Origin of the sequence: Eubacterium sp. AF17-7 (genome assembly GCF_003461285.1) — a bacterium.
GTDB lineage: Bacteria > Bacillota > Clostridia > Lachnospirales > Lachnospiraceae > Eubacterium_U > Eubacterium_U album.
Window position 1 is genome coordinate 365,040 of the sequence record NZ_QTWU01000002.1, and the last position, 19,343, is coordinate 384,382.

15 protein-coding genes and 1 pseudogene are annotated in these 19,343 nt (G+C 32.6%); 1 reads left to right on the forward strand and 15 read right to left on the reverse strand.

All coding sequences use genetic code 11. From position 1 onward, the window contains the following. Positions 1–44: 44 nt before the first annotated feature. The 15 genes and pseudogenes from DWW96_RS04955 to DWW96_RS05025 form a co-directional block, all read right to left on the reverse strand. Entirely contained in the window at positions 45–1,451 is a 1,407-nt protein-coding gene (locus tag DWW96_RS04955) for an oxaloacetate decarboxylase subunit alpha (RefSeq protein ID WP_022088371.1), read from the reverse strand. A 20-nt stretch (positions 1,452–1,471) separates the two neighbouring features. Continuing rightward, complete coding sequence (locus DWW96_RS04960) at positions 1,472–2,617, reverse strand: sodium ion-translocating decarboxylase subunit beta (protein ID WP_022088370.1); 1,146 nt, start codon at positions 2,615–2,617, stop codon at positions 1,472–1,474. 30 nt (positions 2,618–2,647) lie between these two features. Then, complete coding sequence (locus DWW96_RS04965; protein WP_022088369.1) at positions 2,648–3,019, reverse strand: biotin/lipoyl-containing protein; 372 nt, start codon at positions 3,017–3,019, stop codon at positions 2,648–2,650. A gap of 30 nt (positions 3,020–3,049) precedes the next feature. Then, positions 3,050–3,778, reverse strand: a complete 729-nt coding sequence (locus tag DWW96_RS04970) for an OadG family protein (protein ID WP_022088368.1) — start codon at positions 3,776–3,778, stop codon at positions 3,050–3,052. Positions 3,779–3,793: 15 nt separating this feature from the next. Further along, positions 3,794–5,245 (reverse strand): carboxyl transferase domain-containing protein, encoded by a 1,452-nt coding sequence (locus DWW96_RS04975; protein ID WP_117909488.1) that lies wholly within the window; start codon positions 5,243–5,245, stop codon positions 3,794–3,796. A 119-nt stretch (positions 5,246–5,364) separates the two neighbouring features. Further along, the gene (asnB, locus tag DWW96_RS04980; RefSeq protein WP_022088366.1) at positions 5,365–7,248 is read right to left on the reverse strand and encodes an asparagine synthase (glutamine-hydrolyzing); all 1,884 of its coding nucleotides are present in this window, start codon (positions 7,246–7,248) and stop codon (positions 5,365–5,367) included. A 22-nt stretch (positions 7,249–7,270) separates the two neighbouring features. Then, positions 7,271–8,746: a UDP-N-acetylmuramoyl-L-alanyl-D-glutamate--2,6-diaminopimelate ligase gene (locus tag DWW96_RS04985; RefSeq protein ID WP_022088365.1), complete on the reverse strand. Its 1,476-nt coding sequence runs from the start codon at positions 8,744–8,746 to the stop codon at positions 7,271–7,273. A gap of 45 nt (positions 8,747–8,791) precedes the next feature. Further along, positions 8,792–9,625: a diaminopimelate epimerase gene (gene dapF / locus DWW96_RS04990; protein WP_117909490.1), complete on the reverse strand. Its 834-nt coding sequence runs from the start codon at positions 9,623–9,625 to the stop codon at positions 8,792–8,794. A 196-nt stretch (positions 9,626–9,821) separates the two neighbouring features. After that, complete coding sequence (locus tag DWW96_RS04995) at positions 9,822–10,976, reverse strand: D-alanyl-D-alanine carboxypeptidase family protein (RefSeq protein ID WP_117909492.1); 1,155 nt, start codon at positions 10,974–10,976, stop codon at positions 9,822–9,824. An 84-nt stretch (positions 10,977–11,060) separates the two neighbouring features. Continuing rightward, positions 11,061–11,630: an SMC-Scp complex subunit ScpB gene (gene scpB, locus DWW96_RS05000; protein WP_022088362.1), complete on the reverse strand. Its 570-nt coding sequence runs from the start codon at positions 11,628–11,630 to the stop codon at positions 11,061–11,063. Between the two features lie 16 nt (positions 11,631–11,646). Next, complete coding sequence (locus DWW96_RS05005) at positions 11,647–12,390, reverse strand: segregation/condensation protein A (RefSeq protein WP_117909494.1); 744 nt, start codon at positions 12,388–12,390, stop codon at positions 11,647–11,649. Between the two features lie 69 nt (positions 12,391–12,459). Further along, a complete protein-coding gene (locus tag DWW96_RS05010) occupies positions 12,460–13,662 on the reverse strand; it encodes a D-alanyl-D-alanine carboxypeptidase family protein (RefSeq protein ID WP_243003019.1) in 1,203 nt (400 codons plus the stop codon). 50 nt (positions 13,663–13,712) lie between these two features. After that, positions 13,713–15,809 (reverse strand): sulfatase-like hydrolase/transferase, encoded by a 2,097-nt coding sequence (locus tag DWW96_RS05015; protein WP_117909498.1) that lies wholly within the window; start codon positions 15,807–15,809, stop codon positions 13,713–13,715. Next, complete coding sequence (gene udp, locus DWW96_RS05020; RefSeq protein ID WP_022088358.1) at positions 15,799–16,560, reverse strand: uridine phosphorylase; 762 nt, start codon at positions 16,558–16,560, stop codon at positions 15,799–15,801. Before udp ends, DWW96_RS05015 begins: the two co-directional genes overlap by 11 nt. A 131-nt stretch (positions 16,561–16,691) precedes the next feature. Beyond that, positions 16,692–17,864: pseudogene (locus tag DWW96_RS05025) on the reverse strand (phosphopentomutase). A 374-nt stretch (positions 17,865–18,238) separates the two neighbouring features. Here DWW96_RS05025 and DWW96_RS05030 point away from each other — a divergent pair. Beyond that, positions 18,239–19,267 (forward strand): 3-deoxy-7-phosphoheptulonate synthase, encoded by a 1,029-nt coding sequence (locus DWW96_RS05030; protein ID WP_117909500.1) that lies wholly within the window; start codon positions 18,239–18,241, stop codon positions 19,265–19,267. Positions 19,268–19,343: the final 76 nt, after the last annotated feature.

Below are 19,343 nucleotides of genomic sequence, written 5' to 3' on the forward strand. Positions count from 1 at the left end.
TAAAGAGAGGCAGAATAACTGCCTCTCTTCTGCACAAATTATATTTATACCGGATATGCTCCGTTTTCTTTGTCTGCTACAGATGGATCAACCTTTGTCTGCTGAGCTTCTCTGTATTCAAAGAATTCTTTTGCAACCTGTGGGAATAAAGCGTATGTTAATACGTCTTCATCCTGCTGTTTCCACTGAGCACATTCTTTTTCGAACTTATCAAGTGAAGGCTCAAGTAAATCAGCCGGTCTGCATGTAATTGGTTCTTCATCACCAATTGCCTTTTTCTGTACTTCTTTATCAAATGGTTTTACAGTCTGACCATATTTACCTGCAAGAAGATCTTTTGCCTGCTGGTTAATCATCTTGTATCTTTCTCCCATAACGACATTAAGAACAGCCTGTGTACCTACAATCTGGCTAGATGGTGTAACAAGAGGTGGTTCACCAAAGTCTTTACGTACTCTAGGAACTTCTTCAAGCACCTGATCAAATTTATCTGAAGCACCCATTTCATCCAACTGTGAAACTAAGTTAGATAACATACCACCAGGTACCTGATAAATTAATGTGTTAATATTAACACCCATTACCTTTGGATTTAATAATCCGTTTGCAAGGCACTCTTCTCTATATGGCTTAAAGTAATCAGCAACTTCTTTTAATAATTTCTGATCTAATCCTGTGTCATATTCTGTACCCTTAAATGTTTCAACCATAACTTCTGTAGCAGGCTGAGCTGTTCCCATTGAGAATGGTGAAATAGCTGTATCGATGATATCACATCCTGCTTCTACAGCCTTTAAGTATGTCATTGAAGCTACACCTGATGTGTAATGTGTATGAAGGTCGATAGGAATATCTGTTCCTTCTCTTAATGCCTGAACTAATTCTGTTGCCTTATAAGGTGTAAGAAGTCCGGCCATATCCTTAATACATAATGAGTTTGCACCCATATCTTCAATTCTTTTAGCTGTTTCTTTCCAGTAGTCAAGAGTATAAGCATCTCCTAATGTATAAGAAAGAGCTATCTGTGCATGACCTTTTTCTTTATTTGCAGCTTTAACTGCAGTTTCAAGGTTTCTAAGATCATTTAAGCAATCGAATATTCTAATTATATCAATACCGTTTGCAATAGATTTCTGAACAAAATATTCAACTACATCATCTGAGTAATGACTGTATCCTAAAATATTCTGTCCTCTGAATAACATCTGTAATTTAGTGTTTTTAAATCCATCTCTTAACTTTCTAAGCCTTTCCCATGGATCTTCTTTTAAGAATCTAAGTGATGCGTCAAATGTAGCACCGCCCCAACACTCAACTGAATAATATCCAACCTTATCCATTGTATCAATGATAGGAAGCATCTCTTCTGTTGGCATTCTTGTTGCGATTAATGACTGATGAGCATCACGTAATATTGTTTCCGTAATTTTTACCGGTCTTTTTTCTGCCATTATTTTATCCTCCATAAATATTAAATACCAAATATTGCCATAAATGTACCTGCAGCTACTGCAGTACCAATAACGCCTGCAACATTAGGTCCCATAGCATGCATTAACAGGAAGTTTGTAGGATCCGCATCAGCGCCGACTTTCTGAGAAACTCTGGCTGCCATAGGAACGGCTGAAACTCCGGCTGAACCAATTAACGGATTAACTTTTCCATGTGTTGCAACGCACATTAATTTACCAAATAATACACCTGCAGCTGTACCAACAGCAAACGCAACTAATCCTAATATTACAATCTTAATTGTACTCATATTTAAGAATGCTTCTGCACTTGTTGTGGCACCAACACTAGTACCAAGTAAAATAACTACAATATACATTAACGCATTTGATGCTGTTTCCTGTAACTGTTTTACTACACCTGATTCTCTAAATAAGTTTCCTAACATTAACATCCCTACTAAAGGTGCTGTTGTTGGTAAAATCATTACTACTACTATAGTAACAACGATTGGGAATAATATTTTTTCAAGTTTAGAAACAGGACGTAACTGTTCCATTTTGACTTTACGTTCCTTTTCAGTTGTTAAAGCCTTCATAATAGGTGGCTGAATAATTGGAACTAACGCCATATAGGAATAAGCTGCTACTGCAATTGGTCCCATAAGTGCTGTCTGTCCAAGTTTACCTGCGAGGAAAATTGATGTAGGTCCGTCAGCTCCACCGATAATAGAAATAGCTGCGGCTGCCTTTCCACCAAATCCCATAAATATTGCTAAGAAATATGCTGAATAAATACCAAACTGTGCTGCCGCTCCTAAAAGGAAGCTCTTTGGATTTGCAATTAACGGACCAAAGTCTGTCATCGCACCTACTCCAAGGAAAATAAGCGATGGCAAAATACTCCATTCATCCAAAATATAGAAGTAATAAAGTAATCCACCGGTTCCGTTTGCTGAATCCTCAGGATGAAGCATGATATCAGGGTACATATTTACTAAAAGCATACCAAAAGCAATAGGAACCAATAATAATGGTTCATATCCTTTTTTAATTGCTAAATAAAGGAAAACACAAGCTACCAAAATCATTATGTAGTTTCCTGGTGTCAAACTCATAAATGCTGTCTGGTTAAGCAAATTTTCCAATGTATCTAAAACATTCATATGTTACCTCCAAGTCTGACTAAAAGGCCATTAGTTTAATGATGCGATAACTGCACCTGCTTCAAAGCTGTCTCCAACTGCAACGCTAATGCTTGCAACTGTACCATCTTCCGGAGCTACAACTGTGTTTTCCATTTTCATTGCTTCGAATACTAAAACTGTATCGCCTCTTTTAACAGCCTGACCTACATTTGCACTGATAGATAAAACTTTACCAGGCATAGGTGCTGTAATCTTAACTGAACCTTCTGCTCCGCTTGCTGCTGGTGCTGCTGCAGGTGCAGGAGCTGCCTTAGCTGCAGGTGCTGCTTTTCTAACTGGAGCTGCACTTGGTGTGCTTCCAGTTTCTTCAACTGTTACATCATATACATTTCCATTAACTGTAATTGTATAATTCTTCATTTTATTTCCTCCTAAATAATTCATAAGTATCTAGCGTTTTCTTATAGAACGAACTACAAATCCGTCTGTTGTTGTGTTTTCGCTCGCTGCAATTGCCGCTGCAATTACTGCAATAAGTTCCGCATCATCAGATACCGGTTGTTCTACAACAGGAACTGAAGCCTTTGACTCTGTTGCTGTTTCTTTATTTTCTTCTGATTTCTTATTTTTACCAAAAGAATCAATGATTGACGGAATAAATTTAAATAATGAAATAATTGCTGAAATGAAAATTAAAACAGCAAATACTGTTCCCATTCCCATTACTGTATTTAAAGCTGCCTGTTCCATTTTTTCACCCATTGAATAAATAGGGTCAAAAGACAAGCTTGTCATAATATATCCATTATCGCTTTCTTCAAATGTAGAAGTAATATTCACTTTTCTATCTTCAAACTGTATCACTTCAGTTACGGCTAATTCGCCATTCTGTTCATTTATAGCAAAATCAGAAACTGAATCTGTAGCCTTACCACATTCGTCTGCTAATTTATTCCAAGATTCTACAGCTGACTTATACATTCCTTCTTCTTTTTTGAATGTAGCAGTTTCGTCATCAACAGGTTCTTCCTCTCCCTTAGAGATATCGGCAACCTGAGTTTCTAAATAAGCACGTACATCCTGTGCATTGTAAGAAGCCTTATCATCACCTTTTCCACAACCTGCAAAACATACCATCAGACAAGAAACGATACAAAACAATTTTATTATTTTTTTCATGTTTCTCTCCTTATATTATACTGTGCCGTGTTTTTTACCTGGACGATTCTCATATTTTGTATAGAGCATTTCAAATGCGCCAATAACATATTTTCTTGTATCAACAGGTTCGATTATGCTGTCAACATATCCTCTGGCAGCTGCCGACATTACATTAGACTGTAATTCGTTATATTCTTTAGTCTTTTCATTGATAATTACAGATGCATCATCTGCCTTTTCAATTTCGTCAGCATACATAATCTGTACTGCACTCTTAGCATCCATCATTCCAACTTTAGCTGTTGGCCATGCATAAACAACATCTGCTCCAATTGCCTTGCTGTTCATTGCAACATATGCGCTTCCCATTGCATTTCCAATTAAAATATTTACTTTAGGAACTGTTGCATTAGCAAATGCGTATACAAGTTTAGCAGTTGCTTTAGCACCATGTTTTTCCTGACACATTGTTGCCTTAAATCCATCAACATTTGTTAATGTTAAAATTGCAATTCCGAATGCATCGCAAAATTCAACAAATTCTGCAGCCTTCTTACATCCACCAACTGTTAATTTAGCTTCGTATTCAGCAGCAACATTCATATCATCATCATATACTTTTGTTCTGTTTGCAACTACACCTACTGTTGCTCCGTTTACTTTAATAAATGCTGTAAGCATTTCAGGAGCATATGCTTTTTTAACTTCGAATACATAACCATTATCAGAAATATTTGAAATTGCGATTAATGTATCTTCAACGCAATTTTCCATTCCTTCACACGCTCTGTTTAAATCGTCTTCACATTCTTCTTCATAATCAGCCTTTTCATTATTTGATGGAAGTATAGAAACTAAGTCTCTGATTCCTTCAAATATTTCTGATTCTGTACCTACAAAATCAACTGTACCGCTTTCGCTCTGGAATTTAGCAGAAGCACTATCACATACTTCTTTACGGTTTTCATTAATTGCGTTAGGTGAGTTAACAAATAATTCTGCCTTTTCACCTTCCATAAATGTGAAATCTCCCATTGAAGAAACAACGCTTAATCCACCACCACAGCTACCAAATACTGCTGTAATCATTGGAATAACGCCTGAAGCCATTGCCTGCTTTAAGTAAATTTCTCCAAATGCATTTAATCCATCAACAGCTTCCTGAAGTCTTAAACCTGTGCTGTCCACAAGTCCAATTACAGGCGCACCTGTCTTCATAGCCATATTATAAAGATTAACTATTTTCTTTGCATGCATTTCTCCAACTGATCCACCAATAACTGATGCATCCTGGCTATAAATGTACACAAGTTTACCGTTGACAATACCATATCCGGTTATTACACCATCAGATGGAGTATCGTTGGTTTTGATGTTGAAATCTGTACTTCTAGCCTTAACTAAAGCTCCAATTTCAACAAAACTGTTATCATCAAGAATAGATTCAATTCTCTGTCTTGCTGATACTTTTGCTGTTGTACTCATAATCAGTCCTCCATTTTATTATAATTTACACACAGTAATCTGTGTGTTACAACCAAATTTCTGCCTTATATAGATTATACTGTTTTCAGTCAAATATCAAGTTATTTTTCCAAATATTTCTAGGCAGTTTTTATTCTATTTTTAACCCATTCATCATTAATAGGTTTAAAATCCTCTTCAACAAAGTATACGTTATACCAAACAAGGAAAACGTAAATTGTCCAAATCTTTCTACTGTTATCTGCTTTGTCTGCTTTGTGGTCTTCTAATAATTTTACAAGTAATTCTGTATTGAAGTATTTATTTGCAACATCACTTGTAAACATTTCATATACTTTATTGTAATATTTATCTTCTTTTAACCAAACTCTGATTGGAACCGGGAATCCAAGTTTCTTTTTATTGGCGGTAGCTTCCGGTAAATGTCTTTTGGCTGCAATTCTAAAAGCTCTCTTTGTAGCTTCTTCATTACATCTAAAATCTATTGGAAGTTTCTTTGCATAATCAAATACTTTTACATCAAGGAACGGAACTCTTGATTCAAGACAATGAGCCATACTCATTTTATCTGCTTTAAGTAAAATGTCGCCCTGTAACCAGAAATTTGTATCAATATACTGCATTTTAGCAATATCATTTAAACCTTCTACTTTTTTATATGTTGAAGCCACAATATCTTTAGGTGGAATATGAGTAATTGGATGTTTCAAATACTTTTCCCTTTCTTCAACTGAGAACATATTGGCATTTCCAATAAATCTTTCTTCAACATCTTTACTGCCTCTGATTATAAAATCTCTTCCCTTTATATCAGGTAACTTTTTAGCTATAGCTGCGAGTCCTTTTCTAAGTCCTTTTGGAAGTTTCTGATATCCTTTAAGAGACAAAGGTTCATGATAAATATTATATCCACCAAAGAACTCATCAGCACCCTCACCTGAAAGAACAACTTTAATCTGTTCTGCAGCGACCTGATCAACAAAATAAAGTGCTATACATGAGGGATCTGCTAAAGGCTCATCCATATAATACATAACTGTAGGAATTGAATTAAAATACTCATCACTGTCAATTGTTTTATTATAATTTTCCTTGCCTAATTCTTTTACAAGACTTTCGGCATATCTGATTTCATTATATTTACTGTTTTTATCAAGAAATCCAACTGTAAATGTCTTCTTACCTGGAAATTCCGAAACGACATAACTTGAATCAACACCACTTGACAAAAGTGAACCTACCTCTACATCAGCAATCATATGAGCGTTAATTGTATCTTTAACAACATTCTCAATTTCACCTACTGTTTTTTCTAAATCTCCACTTTCTGCCGGTTCCATCATTGGATCAAAATATCTTTGGACTTCGAGTTTTCCATCTTTAAATATAAGGTAATGTCCTGCCGGCAGACGATATATTCCTTTAAAGAATGTTTCAGGAAGAACAGAATACTGAAAACTTAAATACTGTTCAAGAGCTTCTTCATTAACTTCTTTTTTAAATCCTGGAAATTCTAATATTGCTTTTGTTTCAGAACTAAATATAAAATTATCATTAAACAATGAATAATAGAATGGCTTTATGCCAAAGTGATCTCTTGCACCAAACATAAGTTTTTTATTAGTATCCCAGATAACAAAAGAAAACATTCCTCTTAATTTTCCAAGTAATTCTGTACCATATTCTTCGTATCCATGTATAAGACATTCTGTATCAGAGTCATTTGCAAATGTATGTCCTTTAGCAATCAAATCCTTTCTGATTTCTAAGTGATTATATATTTCACCGTTAAATACAATTGCAATATCGCCTGTTTCATTATACATAGGCTGTGCGCCATGACTTAAATCAATAATGCTAAGTCTTCTATGCCCAATAGCCACATCATTGTCTACATACATACCTTCATCATCCGGTCCTCTGTGTGCTATCTTATCCATCATAGTTTTAAGAACATCTCTGCTGTTATTTACTTTTCCTGCAAATCCACATATTCCACACATATCAATCTCTCTTTCGTCTTATTTATAATATTTTCTTTACTTCATCTTCATTGATAATTTCATCAATAAGAACTCTCTCATCCATCGGATATTTTACACCTTTAATTTCCTGATAATCTTCATGTCCTTTTCCAGCAAGAACAATAACATCTCCATCATTTGCATTAACAATAGCGTATTTTATTGCTTCTTTTCTATCCGGAACTACAACATATTCTCCATCAGCTTTCTTAATTCCCGTAATAATATCATTTATAATATCCATAGGTTCTTCAAATCTAGGATTATCAGATGTAACAATTGTTAAATCTGATAATTTAGATGAAACTTCTCCCATTTCAAATCTTCTTTCAGCTGAGCGATTTCCACCACAGCCAAATAATGTAACTATTCTTTTCGGATTATATTCTTTAAGACTCGTAATTAAACTTTCTAAACTCATAGCGTTATGAGCATAATCAATCATTAATGTAAATCTCTTTGAAACCGGAATAATTTCAACTCTTCCCTTAACTTTTACATCAATCAAAGCCTTCTTAATATCTTCAATGCTGTTAGTAAAATGTTTGCATATAGCAATAGCACATAATGAATTATATACACTAAATTTTCCGGGTATATGAATTTCTACAGGGAATGATAATTCTCCTGATAAATTATAAGATACGCATAAGCATCCCGGTTTTGTAAACAATTCAATATCATTAGCCTTAAGATCACATTCATTATCAATGCCGTATGTTTCAATATCACATGTATGACCATCTAATATCTTATCTAAGAAGTCCGCATCTGCATTTATTATTCCATGTTTGCATTGTTTTAAAAGCAATCCCTTACAATGTGCATATTCGTTAAAATCTGCATGTTCATTAGGACCGATGTGATCTGGTTCTATATTTGTAAAAACTCCATAATCAAATTGAATTCCTGCAACTCTGTTTTGTTTTAATCCTTGAGATGATACTTCCATAACAACACATTCGCATCCCTCTTCAACCATCTTTGCAAAACTTTGTTGTACAACATATGATTCAGGCGTTGTGTTGCTTGCAGGTATTTTTTTATCTCCAATAATTGTTTCTATTGTTCCAATTAAGCCTGTTTTTATTCCAACACTTTCTAATACCTGACGTATCATATATGTAGTTGTTGTCTTTCCTTTAGTTCCTGTTATTCCAATTGTTTTTAATTTATTAGCAGGATATCCAAAATAGGCAGCAGACATATAAGCTAGCGCTTTTCTGTCGTCATTAACTTTTACAACAGTTATATTTTCAGGGGCCTTAACTTCATCAGTAACTATTAAAGCCGTAACTCCTTTTTCAATTGTCTGTGGTATAAATTTATGCCCATCTACGCCTGTTCCTTTTATGCACACAAACACATCATCTTTCTGTGCCTTTCTTGAATCATACACTATATTATTTATATCAATATCTAAATTGCCCTGTACAAGCACATATTCTATATCTGTGAGTAAATCTGATAATTTCATATTATTTTCCATGCATAGACTTAACAGTCTAATGTTCCTTTCATTTTATATATCATATTCTCCCGTAAAAACAACTCTTGCAGGTCCTGTCATATATACAGTATTTTCATCCTGATTATATTCAATCTCTAATTCTCCACCTAATAGTTTTACAGTTACCTTATTTTCTGTAAGCCTGTTTAACACACTTGCAACTACGCTTGCGCAAGCTCCTGTTCCACATGCAAAAGTTTCACCTGAGCCTCTTTCCCACACTCTCATTTTTACTGTCTTCTTATCAATAATCTGAATGAATTCCGTATTTACTTTATCTGGGAAAATTTCATTATTTTCAAACTTAGGTCCGATTTTTTCTATTTCAAGATTATCTGTATCATTTATAAATGTAACTGCGTGAGGATTACCCATTGAAACGCATGTTATGTTAAATGTCTTTCCATCTACCTTTACAGGCTTATTAATCATCTTTTCATCGTCATATTTAACCGGGACTTTATCGCACTCAAGAATTGGTGCTCCCATATTTACTCTGACAGTTTTAACTTTTCCATTTTCAACATTTAATTTTAAAGTCTTAATTCCTGATAAAGTTTCAACTGTTATTACATCTTTATCTGTCAGGTTAAAATCATAAACATATTTTGCAACGCAACGGATTCCATTTCCACACATCTTTCCTTCTGAACCGTCAGCATTGTACATACACATTTTAAAATCAGCTACTTCTGATGGATTAATTATTATAAGTCCGTCTGAACCTATTCCAAAATGTCTGTCACTAACTGCTATAGCAACTTCATTGGGATTATCAATTTTTTCTTCAAATCCGTTTACGTAAACATAATCATTTCCGCAACCTTCCATCTTTGTAAACTTCATAAACTCTCCTGTTCTTCCTGCTACTTATAATCAATAATAAGAGATTGTATCTATTAATTTCAATTTGTTTATTTAAAATATACTATTTTTAAAAAACAAATTTGGTATAAATATACCACATATAAATATTAAAGTAAAACATTTTAATTTATATCATTGGCGTTTAAAATCTTGTATATCACTACACCTATTTGATTTAAATTAAAGAAAAAAATATCAAAAAAAATTTTTTTAAACAATATTTAAATTCATACTTTTTAATATTATGTTTTGCCTTAATCTCTATAGCTTTTATTTTAATATTATTTACATATATATTTTCGTATCCAACAACTTCATTCTTAAAAATTGGTGCATTCTTTTTGGATATTACTATCTTTTTATCAACTTTATCGTCATTTTTAAGCAGCAATCCAAATTTTTCATTCGTATATGTATTTAATATATTTTCTACCCCATTCCTAACATCGTATTTAACAAAATCATTCTGTATATCGACTATTTCTTTATAATTATAATTTTCACCATATTTCATTAAGCTTAAAGTGTCATTCCATTTATATCCTTTATTAGGTGGCCATCCACATGCAAGAACACATGAAATTAGTTTTTTATTTTCATTTTTTAAAGCACCTACAAAACAATATCCTGCATTTCCTGTAAATCCTGTCTTTATACCTATTGCATCACTCATTTTATCTAGAAACGCATCTTTATTACTTACAGAAACTCTTCTTCCGTTTTCGCTTACAAAAGAATAGTTTCTTGTATTTGTGATTTTTACAAACAGTTCATTATTTGTTGCATACATGCCTAAAAGAGCCATATCGTAAGCAGTTGAATATTGATTTTTGGCATCAAGCCCATTTGGTGTAACAAAATTTGTATCCTTCATTCCAATATCTTTTGCTTTAATATTCATTAACTCTGCAAATTTTTCAACACTTCCAGCTATATGCTCAGCGACTGCTACAGCGACATCATTATATGACTCTAACATCATTGCGTATAGTAAGTCTTCAAGTTTATATTTATCTTTTGAGTCTAAATGCATTTTAACCTTTGGCATAGCTATCGCATAATCAGACGGAGTAACCATATCACCAAGATTTCCATTTTCGATTACTATTATACATGTCATAATTTTAGTCGTGCTTGCCACAGACACTTTATTGTGTGCAGATTTTTCATACAAAATTCTACCTGAGTCCCCATCTATTAAAACAGCAGACTTTGCGTATTTTACTACTTTTTCCTCATCAGCATTTATTTTACAAATACAAAGTATATTACATGCGATAATTATCGTTATACAAAAACTTATCAATCTATAAATACTTTTTTTAGACATAACTCCCCCTGGTCATATTTTACATACTAATTAAAAAAATAAAGAAGCCAGATTTATATTCCAGCTTCTTTGCTACTTTATCTTTTAGTCATTTGATTTAAGAGAAACTTCTTTTTCTGCTTCTTCTTTTATTTCTTCTATAACATCAGGATTAATCTCAGGTAGATTTTCTGAAGAGTCAACTCCAAACCTTCTCAAAAATTCTTCTGTAGTACCAAAAAGTAACGGTCTACCCGGAGTATCTAATCTTCCAACCTCCTGAACCAATTCGTATTCAACTAGTTTATTGACTGCAAAATCACTTTTTACTCCTCTGATACTTTCAATCTCAGATTTTGTAATCGGCTGCTTGTATGCAATAATAGAAAGTGTTTCCATCATTACATCCGTAAGCACCTGTCTTCTTGGTTGCTTTGCAACTTTTATTAAATAATCATACATTTCAGGTTTAGTACATAACTGATATGCATTTTCTAACTCGATTATTCTAATTCCTCTTGAATCACTTTCAAGTTCCTTCTGCATATTTGCAACAATCTTTTTAACTTGAGCTTTAGTTAATTCTAAGGCCTTTGCAATCTTATCTATTTCTACTGATTCTCCCATAGTAAATAATATTGCTTCTATGGCAGCTTCATAATTATTTGTTTCCATTAAATCTTACACCTACTCATTCCTTTGTGCTAATAATTATATCATCAAATGTCTTTTCCTGACTTACATTAATCTCTCCCACTTTAATCAGTTCTAATACTGCCAGGAATGTAACTATAACTTCCATTTTTGATGTCTGGTTTTCAAGCAACTGTTTAAAGCTGCATTTATGCTTTTTTACAGCTACTTTTTTCACATAAGTTATTTTATCAGTAAGGCTGACCTCCTCCATTTCAATTTTACCAAATTTACTTCTTACAGGGTCAATCTTATCTATCTGGCGTTTAATTACTGTATCAAAAATTTCTTTTAACTTATTTAAATCAACATCCTTTAAAATTTCATCTAAATCTACAGGCGGTTGATATTTTGCAACTTCTTCAGGAATTGTCGGTTCTTTATATAGTGACTTTCCCGCATAAAGCTGCATATCTTTAAGTTCTATAGCTGCATATTTATACATTTTATATTCGATTAATTTTTGAACCAAATCTGTTCTCGGATCAATTTCTTCACCATCTTCATCAACTTCTTTAGGCAACAGCATTTTACATTTTATATCAATTAACGTTGATGCCATTACCAGAAATTCGCTGGCAAGGTCAAGATTTTCTTCTGCTAATTTACTTACGTACTCTAAATATTGTCTTGTAATTTCAACAATAGGTATGTCATAAATGTCTACTTTATTTTTTTCTATCAAATGCAAAAGCAAATCTAATGGTCCTTCAAACACTTCAAGTTTTACTTCTAATTCCATGTATCTTACTCTTTCAAATTAATATCATTGTTAATTTTACATAAATTCATGTATTTTTTCAACTCATTTTTAAATGCAGCATCTAAATACATTTTTAAACATTTTTAAATATTCTGTTATAAAATTATTCTTTTCTACATTTTCATACGATATTATTTCTGTTTCTCCTATTTTTTCTTTGTCAATAAAATATTCGCATACACCAAGTTTATCCCCCTTTTTAACCGGAGCCTTAATATTAGTTTTAATCTTATCTTTGCTTTTAATGTTGCTAATATCTCTGTCCTTGATTTCTACATATGAAAATTTATTTTTAACCCCTGATTTTACGTATTCTTTTTTACCATTCTTTATTTTCACATTACCTTTATGCACATTTTCATCCTTATAAAATTTGCATTTTGAGAATCCATAATTAATCAGTTTTTCTGACTCAGAAAATCTTGCTTTATAGTCAGGCGCTGCCATTATTACCGACACCAATGTGACATCATTTTTCTGTCCTACAATAGATACGCAATATTTTGCTTTTGATGTGCTTCCTGTCTTTAACCCCTTTATGCAATCATTTGTTTTAAGTAATTTATTTGTATTTGACAGAACAAACTCCTTTTCTCCCTTATCCGTTTTATGAATTATGGTTTCCATCCATATTGTTGAATATTTAAATATCTGCGGATATTTTGTAATTAATTCTGAAGACATAATCGCCACATCATTTGCACTCGAATAATGGTTATCAGAATCCGTAAGTCCACAACAATCTTCGAAATTAGTATTATTCATATTTAGTTTTTTAGCTTTTTTATTCATTCTATCAACAAATTCGCTTTCAGAACCGGCTATGTATTCAGCCATGGCAACCGAGGCATCATTTCCTGACGCAACAACAATACATTTAATTAGTGTTTCCACACTTTGCTGTTCTCCTGTTTCCAAAAACACTTGTGAACCACCCATGCTTTTTGCGTGTTCACTTGTCGTTACCATATCATCCAATTTAATTTTACCCGCTTCTAATTCTTCAAAAATAAGTAATAGCGTCATTATTTTTGTTATACTTGCCGGACATAATTTCTCATCCCCATTTTTGTTTACCAAAATTGTTTTAGATTCAGGCTCCATCAGTACTGCCGCCTTAGCTGTTATTTCTTTTTCTATTGATGAATTTTCAACAGTTTCATTTTTGTTGTTTTTTGCAAAGACACTTTTACTAAAGATAAATGTAAACATCAGACAAACACAAAGTATGTATATAATTATTTTCTTCATAAAAAACTCCATTACAACCTATATAACATTGTAATGGAGTTTCATTAAAATTATTCTTTATTTTTTTTATTCTTTCTATTTTTCTTAGTTTCAGGTACGGTTGTCTCAGGAATTGTTGTTTCTTCCTGTGGCATTGCCAGATTTTCCGATTCAAAAATAATCGGATCTGTCTTCTTCAACACATGAGTATCTGAATTCTGCTGGTATACAGAGAAACTGTCTCCATCTTTCAAATCGCCATAATTTATCATTAATGTGCTATCATCAATAAATACAGTAGAAACTTTTTCGTCATTTATATAAACTTTACTATAATTTGTGAAGTTCTTTCCATAAATATAAACTGTTCCACTTCCATCATTCATTGGCGAAATTGATGAAACAGACACCTTTGTAAGACCAAACTGAATATCTGTTGCTACATATGGATTATCACCACCATAAAGCAAATGATCCCCATACAAGCTGTCATATTCAAGATTTTGTAAACCATCTGCATAATCATCATCATTCTTGTGCTTTTGTGTATAATTATTGATTGTACCTGCAGTCATATTTAATCCGCCAAGAATTTTTGACTGTAACTGGTATGCTTCTATATCTTCGTCTTCGTATTTTGTCTTAAAATTAGACCAGATAACATACTGTGTCTGATATACATCACCATTTACAAGTTCTGATTCCGTTATACCTAAACTTGGCAAATGATCTCCATACATAACTAATATTGTATCTTCGTCTCTCTTAGAAAGAGTTTCCACAAGTTTCTGTATAAATTTATCCATTTCATTTATCTGCCAAACATAATACTGATACTGATTTGTCTTTGCCTGATCATCTAATCCACTTACAGTAATCGGATAATCATAGTCTCCTTCAGTAGGATAACTTCCGTGTCCCTGTACAGAAATTGTATAAATATAATCCTGTTCTTCTGTAGAGTCAAGTGCTGCAACTATTTCATCTGTAAGGAAATAATCTTTTGCCCAACCCATAGGAGTAAAGTCATCAATATTCATTGTTTCTATACTTGAAAATGTATCGTATCCTAAATTTGAAAATACTACATTTCTACTATAAAAAGTTGCTGTATTATCATGAATTGCATGAGTAGCATAACCATATTCCTTTAAGTTATATGCTATACTTTCACATGTTGTCTCTTTTAAAATTGTTTTAAAAGGATATTCACCAGGGCCAAAATCATCCAGATTCATTCCTGTCATAACTTCAAATTCTGTATTTACAGTTCCTGCACCTACAATTGGAACATCTAAATATCCACTTGGATACTGTTCCATCAGGCTTTCAAAATATGGAACCGGATTTTCAGAAAAAGTTATATTTGTCATATTGTTAATATCAAAAAATGACTCTAACTGCAAAAATATTATATTAGGCTTTTTCTTTACCTTCGTTTCTTCTACATCTGCAGTCAAACTTTTTATTGTTTTATCTGAATAGTCTGCCGGCTTATCTACACCTGTATTAACCAAACTGTTAGTAAAGCAGTAAACAAAACCATAGTCTCTGTAACTGTCAGCCAGATTTCCAAATTTAGCTGACAATAATGATGAAGCAATTCCTAAATTAATTGCGCCAAAACCTATCACCCATATAATTGCTATTGCTATTATGTTACGAACATAATTAATTTTATGATTTACTTTAGGTACTTTAATCCAAACAAATACTAATCCTACAACTGCTAAAATCGCTAAAGCTATAATAAGTATGTATGCAAAAGTATTTAAATATTTATTCATTACATCCAATGCACTATCAATAAGCATCATGTCTACCGCAGTAAATGGTGTAACTCTATACGATAGCAATACACAGTTGGCTATACCAAATATAATCCAAACAATCGATATAATTGATATACCAAAAAATCTTCGTCTCATCAGTAATGTAACTGACAACGTCATTAAAATTATTATCGAATTACATATAAAAACATATGGGCTTGAAATAAGATAAAAAATTCCTTTTAGGAAAGAACCTCTTGCCAACATTTCAATAATAAGATTAACTAGTAATGCAACAGTAATATACATATAAATTATATGTTTATTATAAGTTTCCTTAAAAAAATGTTTTACTTTAATTAATTCCTCTTTTGCTTTTTTAATGTTATCTAACATCCCTGTCTTCCTCTATTAAAATTTTTATAGCATCTACAGCAACTTTTATAGCCTTTTCGGTATTAAGACAATCCTCTTCTACAAATCCTGCCTTCTTTCTTTCCTGATTCCATACTACATTAAACACAGAACCACATCTAACGCCTAAAGTCGCTGCAACTGTATACAATGCAGCTGATTCCATTTCACTTGCAAGCACTCCCAAACGTTTCCATGCTTTCCATTTATTTAGCAGTTCATAAGACACCGGCATTCGCTCAGGTGCATGCTGTCCATAAAAAGAATCTTTACATTGTACCACTCCACAATGATACACTATTTTATTTTTTTTGCAAGCATTAACTAATGCAGTTGCAATAGAAAAATCTGGAACAGCTGGAAATTCAATTGGTGCATATTCTCTACTTAACCCTTCATTTCTAATAGCTCCGGTTGCAATAACACAATCTCCTGATTTTACTTTCATGTTAATTCCGCCACAGGTTCCTATACGCACAAATGTATCCGCTTTACACGCAACCAGTTCTTCCATTGCTATTGCAGCTGAAGGGCCACCAATTCCTGTTGAAGTAACAGAAACTTTTTTCCCTTCTAAATATCCTGTATACGTAACGAATTCTCTATTTCTGCTTATAAACTTTGCATCATCTAGATGAGATGCTATTTTTTCACACCTGCCCGGGTCTCCCGGAAGAATTACATATCTTCCAACGTCATTTTCATCTACCTGTATATGATATTGTTTTCCCATATAGTACCCTCCTGTTCAATCCTCTAAAATCATATGATATAATATCAAAAATGGGAATAATGCAAACACATCCTCAAATAGCAAAATCCATTTTTGTACTCTAATCATTATATTTTTCAACTAAAACAATGCTAAAGAATTTTATTTAAAAAACTTTCACCATTGCTTATTTTTACACCAAATATTTCTGCTATTGTAGCTCCAATATCAGAAAATGAATTCAATATTCCCAAATCTACTCCATTTTTACAATTCTTAGAATATGCAATAACAGGAATATATTCTCTTGTATGATCAGTTCCTTTAAAAGTAGGGTCACAGCCATGGTCTGCATTAATTATAAGTAAATCATTATTCCTTAAATTATCAATTATTTGAGGCAATCTGCTATCAAAATCAATAAGTCCCTGTCCATAACCTTCTACATTTCTTCTGTGTCCCCATTTTGAATCAAACTCTACTAAATTTGTAAATATAAGCCCCTTTTCTAGTTCTTTCATTTCATCTAATGTTTTATTTACGCCATCCATATTATCCGTTGTATGAATTGCCTTTTCTATTCCGCTTCCACAAAATATATCATTTATTTTTCCAACTGCCGTAACACTAATTCCATTGTTTTGTAATATTTTAAGCAAATTAGAGTCTGATGGTTTAACTGAAAAATCTCTTCTATCGCTTGTTCTTACAAAGTTTCCCGGATTGCCATCAAATGGTCTGGCAATTACTCTTGCCACGCTATCATCTCCACAAAGAATCTTTCTGGCATTTTCACACATTTCATATAATTCATCCAAGCTGTAAACAGATGTATGACATGCCACCTGAAAAACACTGTCAGCTGAGGTATATACAATTGGTTTCTTCGTCTTAATATGTTCGACTCCATATTCTTCTATTACTTTCGTTCACGAACCAACCTTATTACATAATATACCCGGTAAATTTGAAGATTCTATAAACTTATTTATTATTTTTTCATTAAAACCATTTGGATATACTTTAAAAGGAGTCTCCGTAATTATCCCCGTCATTTCCCAATGACCAACTGTTGTATCCTTTCCTTTAGATTTCTCCATAGCTTTACCATATATTCCAACAGGATTTACTACATTTCTAATATTTTTATTCACACCTTGTATATTCCCAATCCCAAGTTTTTCTAAATTAGGAAGTCCAAACCCCTCTTTTGATTCATAAATATGTCCAAATGTGTCAGCACCTTCATCTCCAAATTTATCAGCATCCGGAAGTTCACCTATACCTGCACTATCTAATATAATCCAAATTACTCTGTTTAACATTTAAACCACCTCCACAAACAAAATATCGCTCTAGATGTGTAGACAAATTAATCTTAATCTAACTTTTTACATCATTTTATATGTTTATTATACTACTTTTACTTTTAAAATAAAAATATGATGGCATATTTTTTCTTTATTGAAGAATTAAATTTATATGGTATAATGAGCGTTAGCGATGGGTAACCTTCAATTACCTTATATGGTGAATTTTATCTTATAATTGATTATTTTTAATCAAAAATACATTGAATAAAAGCATTTTCTAACAAGTAAGTTGATTATATTTAATCAATATTTTTATTCTGATTAAACCAGAAATAATTTTATTCCCATACATCCTATAACGACTTTTACTAAAGGAGAGCAAAATTATGAGTTATGAATTTTTCAGAAAACTTCCGACTCCATTGGAAATCAAAACAATGTATCCGGTGTCAGATGAAGTCGCAAAGCAAAAAAAATTAAATGATGAAGAAATTCGCAAAGTTTTCACAGGCGAACTTGACAAATTTTTATTAATCATCGGTCCTTGCTCAGCTGACAATCAGGAAGCTGTTGAAGACTACATTTCAAGACTTGCTAAAATTCAGGAAGAAGTTAAAGATAAACTTCTTATCATTCCAAGAGTTTACACAAACAAACCTCGTACAACAGGTAAGGGATATAAAGGTATGTTACATCAGCCTGATCCTGAAAAGAAACCTGATTTGCTTCAAGGGTTAATCACAATAAGACAGTTATTCTTAAAGTTAATGGAAGATACTAAGTTACCTTTAGCAGATGAAATGTTATATCCTGAAAATTACAGATATTTTTCAGACTGCTTATCATATGTAGCTATTGGTGCAAGATCTGTTGAAGATCAGCAGCATCGTTTAACTGCAAGTGGAATTGACATTCCTGTCGGAATGAAAAATCCAACAAGTGGAGATATTTCAATCATGTTAAATTCAATTGAAGCTGCACAATGTGGTCATTCTTTCATCTATAGAGGATGGGACGTTCAGACATCCGGAAATGATTTAACACACGCTATATTAAGAGGTGCCGTAAACCAATATGGTCAGTGCATCCCTAACTATCATTATGAAGATTTAATTAATTTACATGATTCATATATGGACAAGGGATTTGCAAATCCTGCAGTTATTATTGATACAAACCATTCTAATTCAAACAAAAACTATTTAGAACAGATTAGAATAGCTAAAGAAGTAATGCATAACAGAAAACATTCTGACGACATGAAGAAATTCGTTAAAGGTCTTATGATTGAAAGTTATATTGAAAACGGAAATCAGCCATTATCTGAACATACATATGGTAAATCTATTACTGATCCATGTTTAGGTTGGGACTTATCTAAAGAATTAATTTACGAAATTGCTGATCAAGCTTGATGAAATAAAAATCCGACAGACATTGATATGATACCTCTAAAGTAGACAGATTAAATATAAAAAATCTGTTACTTTG